The sequence below is a fragment of the Micromonospora sp. M51 genome, from assembly GCF_018070305.1.
Lineage (GTDB): Bacteria > Actinomycetota > Actinomycetes > Mycobacteriales > Micromonosporaceae > Micromonospora > Micromonospora parva.
Map to the genome: position 1 here is coordinate 1 of NZ_JAGPXZ010000648.1, position 3,594 is coordinate 3,594.

5 protein-coding genes and 1 pseudogene are annotated in these 3,594 nt (G+C 72.6%); 4 read left to right on the forward strand and 2 right to left on the reverse strand.

Annotated features, from left to right (window positions below):
• Window positions 1–284: 284 nt before the first annotated feature.
• Window positions 285–503, reverse strand: coding sequence for a hypothetical protein (locus tag KBX53_RS36570; protein WP_247676248.1), 219 nt, complete (start codon window positions 501–503; stop codon window positions 285–287).
• Between the two features lie 46 nt (window positions 504–549).
• Between KBX53_RS36570 and KBX53_RS26280 the strand changes: the two genes are divergently transcribed.
• From KBX53_RS26280 to KBX53_RS26290, 3 genes are all read left to right on the forward strand, one after another.
• Complete coding sequence (locus tag KBX53_RS26280; RefSeq protein WP_247676247.1) at window positions 550–1,050, forward strand: cellulose binding domain-containing protein; 501 nt, start codon at window positions 550–552, stop codon at window positions 1,048–1,050.
• Window positions 1,047–1,361, forward strand: a complete 315-nt coding sequence (locus KBX53_RS36575; RefSeq protein WP_247676246.1) for a hypothetical protein — start codon at window positions 1,047–1,049, stop codon at window positions 1,359–1,361. The genes KBX53_RS26280 and KBX53_RS36575 overlap by 4 nt, the downstream gene beginning before the upstream one ends.
• Before the next feature lie 755 nt (window positions 1,362–2,116).
• Window positions 2,117–2,518 (forward strand): hypothetical protein, encoded by a 402-nt coding sequence (locus tag KBX53_RS26290; protein ID WP_030336538.1) that lies wholly within the window; start codon window positions 2,117–2,119, stop codon window positions 2,516–2,518.
• 120 nt (window positions 2,519–2,638) lie between these two features.
• Here KBX53_RS26290 and KBX53_RS26295 read toward each other — a convergent pair whose 3' ends face one another.
• Window positions 2,639–2,857 (reverse strand): DUF397 domain-containing protein, encoded by a 219-nt coding sequence (locus KBX53_RS26295; RefSeq protein WP_030336536.1) that lies wholly within the window; start codon window positions 2,855–2,857, stop codon window positions 2,639–2,641.
• 69 nt (window positions 2,858–2,926) lie between these two features.
• On the opposite strand from KBX53_RS26295, the pseudogene KBX53_RS26300 reads away from it, so the two are divergent.
• Window positions 2,927–3,594, forward strand: a pseudogene (locus tag KBX53_RS26300) (aminopeptidase N); the annotation flags it as partial.

The following is a 3,594-nucleotide window of genomic DNA, read 5'->3' on the forward strand; positions in this document are numbered from 1 at the left end:
GGCCGAACGGGAGGCTGTGGGGGAGCAGGGGCAGGCACTCGCGTCCTTCCTTTCCGACCACGAGAGCGACCGGGTGCGGGTCGACCCGTCTCCCTGACGACGGACGATGGGATCGTGTTGTATCGATTCCTGTCGACTGCCATGCTGTGGTTCGGTAGTGCGCGGGGAGCCAGCGCGCACCAGTTCTCCTCCGGTCCACAGGGCGCACGAGGTGGCCACGTCACCCGTGCCGGGCAGCCTCGTCGGCGACCGGAAACCGAGCGCGGCACCGGCCACCCCCTCGGTCATCGGTGCCCGGCAACCACGGAGGTACCGATGCTTCGCATGTTCCTCGCTGTCACGACCATGGCGCTGGCCGCCTGGGCCGGGACGACCACCGCCGCCGAGGCGACGCCCACGCCGTCTTCCACCCCGACACCGACGCCGACACCGACGCCGACCTGCCCGCCGGCGTTGCCGATCAGCGCGAGCGTGGCCGGGGCCACCACCACGAGCCTGACCATCTCGTACTCCATCTTCTTCCGCCCGCCCTGCGGCTACGACCCGCCGATGACCGTCAGCCTCTTCACCAGCCGCGAGGACGCCCAACAGTGGCGGGCCGTCGTCGCCGAGGGTGTCTCCGGGCCGGAGCGCAACGGCTCGGTGACCATCGACCGGCTGACGCCCGGCACCGAGTACTGGTACCGGTTCACCGACGTGGAGGGCCGGCGGGACCCGTACGTGATCGCCTCGGGGCGCACCGCCCCGCTGACCTCGTGCCGTGCGACGGCCACGATCGACACCCACTGGGGCGGCGGCTTCGTCGCGACGGTCACCGTCCGCAACACCGGGACGCTGCCGCTGGACCGGTGGCGCGTCTCCTGGCGGTGGTCCGGTGACGAGCGGGTCCAGGCGGCCTGGGGCGGGGTGGCCGAGACGACCGGCACCGACGTCACGGTGCGCAACGCGTCGTACAACGGGGCGCTGGCGCTGGACACGGCGACGACCTTCGGTCTGCTCGTGGCGACCAGTGCGGTGCCCGACGGCCTGACCCTGACGTGTGAGCGGTGAACGACGTCCGCCCCGCTCCGGCGCGACGGCGGGAGCGGGGCGGACGTCGTGCCGGTCAGGAACGGGTAGTAGCGGCGGACCTCCTGGACGAAGTGCTCGGTGGCCTCGTCGTCGTCGCGGACCCGTTCCCGCCAGGCCGGATGGTCGTGCAGGGCGAGCGCGGCGAAGGCGATGTACTGGTCGACGGCGACCACCGGGCGCAACACGTTGAGCAGCTCCACCGCCGCGATCCGGCGGGGGAGGAGGCGGCCGGCTCGGTCCCGGTGTTCGGCGATCACGGCCAGGGCGCTGCCGGCCGGCGCCGGGGCTGAGCCGACCCGGGTCCGTTCGACGAGGTCGGTGAGCCAGTGTTGGGCGCGGTACCGGGCGAGCCGCCCCCGCCAGTGCCGGGGGCCGATCGCCGCTGGGGCTTCGATCATGGCGTGCAGCTCGGTGGCACGGCGCTCGACCTGCGACGTCGGCAGTGGCACCCCGGCCCAGGCGCAGACCACCCGGGTCAGCAACCGGCCCAGCTCGTCGTAGAGCGACACCGGGCCGGCGCCCTCCCAGGCGGTGATCCGGGTCCGCCACTCGTCGTCGAAGAGCTGGCCGAGTTGCCGGATCGCGGTCGGTGTCATGATCGACATGAACATGGCCTTGCGGTCGTCGTGCTCCGGCCCGTCCAGGCCCTGCACCCCACCCCGACCGGTCAGGGTCCGCTGCACGCGCAGCGGCATCGCGGTGTCACGTTGGAAGCGGTCGTTGTCGTAGAACAGCTCCGCCGCCGGCCGGCCCCGTAGGCAGATGGTCGGGGTGAGCAGGATCCGGGTCTGGAAGACGTCGCTGCCGTACCGCTCGCAGCGCTCGCTGACGAACCGGTAACCGGCGCGCAGCAGTGCGAGGGTGCTGTCCGGGCTGCGGTCGGCCGGCATGGTCGCCATCGGGTCTCCTCACGCGCGGGCGCGGCTGGTCGCCGCCGCCCACCGCGGTTACCCCGGTCGACGCCGCTGAACCCCGGTGCGGCTGGCCCCTCCCAGGGGCGGCGGAACCTGGTTTGCTGCTGGTGGGACAACCACGGGGAGGGCGGATGCGTGACAACAGATCGCCGCACTGGCGGCAGCGGCGAGCGGCCGGAGCACTGGGCGGAGGCCGCGACGGGCGGTCACTGATCGGGCCACCACGGCGGCCCACCCGTCCGCACCGGTTCTTCACAGTGCACCTGGGCTTCACCGCGCCCGGCCCGGCCGAGGCGCGTGAACTGGCAGTGGCGTACGCCGAGGCGTTGAGCCTGCTCCGCTCGGAGGTGGCACTCGGGGCGGCGGCCCTGTCACCGGCCGACGCCTGGCAGCGGGCCGAGCGGCTGTTCTGCGGCGCGGTCGGCCCGGACGGGGAGCGCTGCGTCGACGTGGCCGACCACCCGGGCTTCCACCACGCCCCCGGTCCCGGTGGCCTCGGCTGGGGCGGCGGCGACGGCCCTGGCGATGACTGACCAGCGGCCCCGGGTGGTCGACCCGGGAGGGCGTCGACCCGGCCGCCCGCGTGGCCGTGCCGGTGTCCGCAGCACGGGCACCGGCACGGCGATCCAGCACCGACGGGTCGGCGGGCGCGATCAGTCCAGGTCGAACTCGCCGTCCTGCGCGCCGGCCACGAAGGCGTCCCACTCGGCCTGGGTGAAGACCAGCACCGGCCCGTCCGGCTCGGCCGAGTTACGCATGCCGATCAGGTCGTCGACGAACGCGACCTCAACGGCGCTGTCGGAGGTGTCCCCCTCGGCCCGCTGCCAGACCGCCCGAGAGAGGTCGAAGTCGCCCTTGGGGTGCTGCGCCATGGTTCTTTCCTCCAGTGCCGAGGGTCGTCTGGTGACCGGGTGCCGATCCCCATCGGGCAGGATAAGCGGATGCCGAGCCTGACCCGTGTAGAGGCGACCGCGCGTGGCGCGGCGATTACTGTCGAGTCCTATCAGGTGGACCTCGACCTGACCGGTGACGGTGACGTGTTCCGTTCCCGCGTCGAGATCCGGTTCCGGGCGACCGCCGGCGCCGCGACCTTCGCCGAGGTCAAGCCCGCCAAACTGCTCGGGGTACGCCTCAACGACAGTGACCTCGACCTCGACCTGCTCACCGACAACCGGCTGCCGATCGGTGACCTGGCCGCGGAGAACACGCTCGTCGTCGAGGCGGAGATGGCGTACTCCAACGCGGGCGAGGGGATGCACCGCTTCGTCGACCCGGCCGACGGCGAGACCTATCTCTACGCGATGTCCTTCCTCGACAACGCGCAGCGCATCTTCGCCGCCTTCGACCAGCCCGACCTCAAGGCCCCGTTCACCCTCTCGGTGACCGCACCACCGCAGTGGCTCGTCGCGGGCAACGCCGAGCTGGCCGCCAACCCGGCCCCCGGGCGCTGGGAGTTCGCCCCGAGCGCGCCCCTGGCCACCTACTTCTTCTCGTTGATCGCCGGGCCGTACCACGTCCGGCGGGCCGAGCACGACGGCGTACCGCTGGGCATCTACTGCCGCCAGTCGCAGGCCGAGCACCTGGACGCCGACGCCGACGAGATCTTTAC

Excerpts from the sequence above, each read along its gene's own strand:
- KBX53_RS36570 (WP_247676248.1), bottom strand. The coding sequence starts at position 503 with ATGGTCAGGCTCGTGGTGGTGGCCCCGGCCACGCTCGCGCTGATCGGC.
- KBX53_RS26280 (WP_247676247.1), top strand. The coding sequence starts at position 550 with ATGACCGTCAGCCTCTTCACCAGCCGCGAGGACGCCCAACAGTGGCGG.
- KBX53_RS26290 (WP_030336538.1), top strand. The coding sequence starts at position 2,117 with ATGCGTGACAACAGATCGCCGCACTGGCGGCAGCGGCGAGCGGCCGGA.
- KBX53_RS26295 (WP_030336536.1), bottom strand. The coding sequence starts at position 2,857 with ATGGCGCAGCACCCCAAGGGCGACTTCGACCTCTCTCGGGCGGTCTGG.